The following is a 4,265-nucleotide window of genomic DNA, read 5'->3' as shown; positions in this document are numbered from 1 at the left end:
GTCATATCGCGCGGACAGGCATACTGCAGATCCTTCGCGATCTTGCGGGAGGAAGGGGGGACCGTCGTGCACGTCGCCGTTGCCACGACCATGGACGCTGATCGTCTGGATGATTCGGACGGTAGCGTCGGGATGCCCGCATCCCACGCCCCGGCAGATGTGATCGGGAAGCACCGTTGACCGGCCCGGACGGACCTGTGGTTTCGCCGGGCGACCCGGTTCCGGCAGTGATCACAGTGGTCGTGGGCGGGGACTCCTCCGATGTCCCGGGCGGCGGCGTCCTGGACGGCTCGCGCGCCATCGATGGTGACGTCGCCGGGATTGATCCTTTCGGGGCGGTGACCGGTTCACCCGGAGCGCAGGAGGCGAACGAGCTCGGAGGCCCGGACGAGCCGGCGACCGGGCAGGACGACAGCGACGAGCTGGAAGACGCCGCCGCAGCCGCCGACGACGCGGACGCCGACGTGGACGTGGACGCCGACGTGGACGCCGACGTGGACGTGGACGCCGACGTGGACGCCGCAGCCGCCGACGACGTGGACGCCGACGTGGACGTGGACGCCGACGTGGACGAGGGGGCCGGCGCGGTCTCCTCACGCCATGCCCCACCCCGCGTCGCCTTGCCTACGGCGAGCGCCGGACTGATCATGCCTGCGCGGGTCGAGCTGAGCTGGCCGGAACTTCCGGGACTGCCGCTGGTTGATCTGCTCGACAGCCATTCCGCCGATGCTCCCGCGGTCTCCGCGGCCGCCCTGCTGCGCGCCTTCGTCGAGATCGGCCGCAGCCTCGAACCGTTCCATCAGCAGGGCGTGGGGCTCCTCGCGCCGTGGAGCTTCAGGTGGACCGGGCAGAGCCTCACCCTGGCCGTCTGCGATCTGCTGGACGCGGGCAGGCACGACCCCGTCGACCCCTGGTTCGTTACTCCGGCGGGGGAGTGTGGTCCCGCCCGTGACCTTCGCCTGTTCGCCGTAGTGCTGTTCAAGGCGCTGACCGGCGAGTGGAGCAACCGGGACGCCTCGATGCTGGCGATGGCCGGGCTCGCCGCCGGCGAGTGGCCGCCCGGCGCCGACGCCGCGCTGCGGGCCTGCCTACATCCCGAGCATGGTCGCCGGGCGGCCGGAGCCGGTGCGCTGGCGTTGAGGATCGCACCCTTCGTCTTCCCCGCGCGCAACGAGCGGCTGACGACCGTCGTCGCGTGCGAGAGCGTGACGGGCTGGCGCAAGGCGGGCGGCAACCCGGAAGGCGACAACGAGGACGCGGTCGGCTGGGCGAAGGTCGAGGACCCGTCGGACGGCACGACCACCGCCTGCGCGGTGCTCGACGGCATTACCGGTCCCGGTGACGGTTCGGGACGGTGGGCGGCGCGGGCGCTGCTCGCGGCATTCCGCCGCCGGTGGAAGGACGGCGAGACCGAACCGGAGCGGCTGCTGCTGGACGTCGCGCTGCCGCCGCCGCCCGCGCCGCTGAGCCGCCGGGCCGCCGCGGTGGCGGTGCTCGCCTCGATCTCCCGCGGTCGCGCCGACATCGCGACCGTCGGGGACTGCCGTGCCTACCTGCTGCGCCGCTGCGGCGACGGCTTCGCGGCCACCCGGCTGTCCAGCGAGCACAGCGTGGTTGCCGAGGCGATCGTCGCCGGCCAGGCTCCCACGCCCGAGGAGCGCGGCATCGTGACCGAGAGCGTCCGGACGGCGCAGCGCGGCGCGACCGCGGTGGCGACCAGAAGGGTGCAGCTCGCCGACGGCGACCTGCTGATCCTCGCCACCGACGGGGCGTGCGAGGCGGGCGTCGACACCGCCGAGGACATTCCGGGCGTGGCCGACTGGAGGTTCTGCGACGTGCTGGAGGACCTCGCCTCGGTCGCCCGCACCCCCGCCGAACTGGCCTCGTTGCTCTGCCGTCGGGCGGAGGACCTCGGTGGGCACGACAACGCCACCGTCGCGGTGATCGCGATCCGCTCCGCCCGGGAGAAGGTGGTCGCCACCCGGACCAGACCGCGCCAGCGGGCGATGCTCACCGGCGTCGGCGAGTCCCGCGGCGCCGGCACGCGCATTCACGGGGAGCCGCGCATTCACGGGGAGAAAGGAAACCGATGAACGACAGGGACCGGCTCGGCGTCGAGGGCCGGATGGACCGGGGTGTCACGAAGCCGGGTGGGGTGCTCCGGCTGACGATCAGCGTGGCCGATCCGCCGCGGGGCCGGCGGGAGGTGGCAGTCGCTGTCGCGGTCGACGCATCCCTGTCGATGCTGCATCCAGCGGCGCCGGACGCGGTCAGCAAGTGGGAGCTCGCGCAGCGGGTCCTGGAACGCGTGCACGGCCTGCTGCCCGACGGCTGTCCGCTCGTGCTGGTGCGCTTCGCCCGTGAGGCGCGAGTGATCAGCGCCGGACGCCGGCCCGACCGCCTGCCGGCCGTCGACGGCCCCACGAACAGCGACGCGGACTCCTACACCAACATCGGCGACGCGCTCACCGTCGCCGGGCGGGAGCTGCTCGCGCAGGCGCCGGACGCGGACGTCTACCGGGTCTTGCTCATCACCGACGGCGAGGCCAACATCGGCCGCTGGCAGCCCGAGCAGCTCGCCCACATCGTCGCCGGGCTCGGCGACCAGGGCATCGGGACGGACGCGCTGGGCATCGGTGTCGACGCCCGGGACGAGGCGCTTGCCGAGATGGTCGGGGTGTGCGGCCAGACGCAGCACGTCTGGGCCGCGGCCGAGGACGTCGACCGGATCGACGCGATCGTCTCGTCGCTGATCGAACCGGTGGTCGGTGCGGCTGCGGGGCGCGGTGAGCTGCGGGTCCTGATCCGACCCGGCTGGACGGTGGAGGCACTGCGGCGGATCAAACCGCAGCGTCACCTCATGAAGGTGCCGCCACCGACCTCGCGCGGCACCGAGCTGCGGCTGCCGCTGCCCGCCGTGAGTACCGGCGAGGACCGTCCGGTCTTCCTGCTCCGGCTGCGCGCTCCGGACACACCGCTCGGCGCGCACACGATTCTTCAGGCCCGCGGCGGGGTGGTCGCCGGTGGACGGCGGCTGGCCGTGGACAGCCGGGCCGACCCGCAGGCCGCGCAGCGCTTCCGGGTCACCGTCGAGGCGGATGTCTTCCCGGACGCGGAATCCTCCCTCGAACACGAGGAGAGCATCGCGGAGTTCGACGAGGAGATCGCGAAGCGGGCCAGCTTCGCCCATTCCCGGGAAAGCGTCACCGAGTTGTTCCGGAACGCGGCGCTGTGGGCGGCGGACCGTGGATTCGACGATCTGGCCGACCACTACAACGCGACGCTACGGGCCCTCGGCCAGGGTGTCGCGCCGGCCGATGCGGTATCGGGAGCCCGGGTCCGGGCGACCCGCACCAGGACCCGGACCCGTGATCTCGTCGAGGCGGGCCCGGTGCCCGGCCGGCCACACGGCGGGGCGGTGTCCCGTCGGCGTCTCGACGACGTTCTCGGCAACAGCTGACAACCGGTAGGAGTCCCATGTCCTCGACGACGGTGCTGTTCGACGTCAGTAACATCACCCGGGACGGTTCGCCGGGCAGCTTCGCGCAGATCGGTCTCGGCTGTGCGCACGGCGCCCGCTGCCCGCGCCGGTGCGGCGTGACCGCGCGGCTGTTCGCCGTGGAGGCCGCCGCCCGCCGTGCCTTCGGCGCCGACGCGACCTTTCGCTATGTGGCCGACAACAGCCTGCGCGGCCTGCTCGACGACCTCGCCCCACTGCAGCGGTACTACCGTGACGGTGCCCTGGTCTGGGCGGCCGAGGCCGATGACATCCTGCTCGAGGAGGCGAGGGCCGTCGGGGGGAAGGTCGTCAGCAAGGACAACTTCTACGGCAAACGCAACATCGACGCCCACGCGTGGATCCAGGGCGACGCCTCGACCTTCTTCGGATGGAAGGTGCTACCCGCAGCCCCAGCGGGCGAGAACGTGAAATTGGTCCGCCGGGCGATGAACCGGATCGACACCGTCACCTGGGAGCGGGCCGCGCGGCAGGACGAGGTGAAGGCGTCGGGCCTGCGGGGGCGGCCGGAGGTCGTCGCCGCCGCCCGCGCCAACGCCTATCGCTGCGTGACCCCCGACTGCGTGAACGCCCGGCTGGGGCCGCTCGTGTCGCCACCGATGCGCGTGGCGGGGCGCGGCCAGGGCGCCCGGCTGGTCTGTCCGCTGTGCCGACGCCCGGTCCAGGAGATCGAGACGGATACCGGGCAGGCGGCCGGGCACGCCTCGGGCGCGGCGGCGCCCGAGACCCCGATGCCCCCGGCGTCCCC

Annotated in this window: 3 protein-coding genes; all 3 read left to right on the top strand. The window is 73.1% G+C overall.

Going from position 1 to position 4,265, the window contains the following annotated elements; all coding sequences use genetic code 11:
• Positions 1–227: 227 nt before the first annotated feature.
• On the top strand, positions 228–2,093 hold the full coding sequence (locus AC08OV_RS16525) for a PP2C family protein-serine/threonine phosphatase (RefSeq protein ID WP_476619899.1): 1,866 nt from the start codon (positions 228–230) through the stop codon (positions 2,091–2,093).
• Positions 2,090–3,460, top strand: a complete 1,371-nt coding sequence (locus tag AC08OV_RS16520) for a vWA domain-containing protein (protein WP_476615132.1) — start codon at positions 2,090–2,092, stop codon at positions 3,458–3,460. The genes AC08OV_RS16525 and AC08OV_RS16520 overlap by 4 nt, the downstream gene beginning before the upstream one ends.
• Positions 3,461–3,477: 17 nt before the next feature.
• A partial coding sequence (locus tag AC08OV_RS16515) for a hypothetical protein (protein WP_476619898.1) occupies positions 3,478–4,265 on the top strand: 788 nt, incomplete at its 3' end.

Source organism: Frankia sp. CeTa3Moorea (assembly GCF_978021225.1).
The sequence above is the reverse complement of the archived record's forward strand: the minus strand, read 5'-3'. Positions and strand labels throughout refer to the sequence as shown.

What these genes read in the sequence shown, in the direction of transcription:
- AC08OV_RS16520 (WP_476615132.1), top strand. Translation starts at nt 2,090, where the DNA reads ATGAACGACAGGGACCGGCTCGGCGTCGAGGGCCGGATGGACCGGGGT.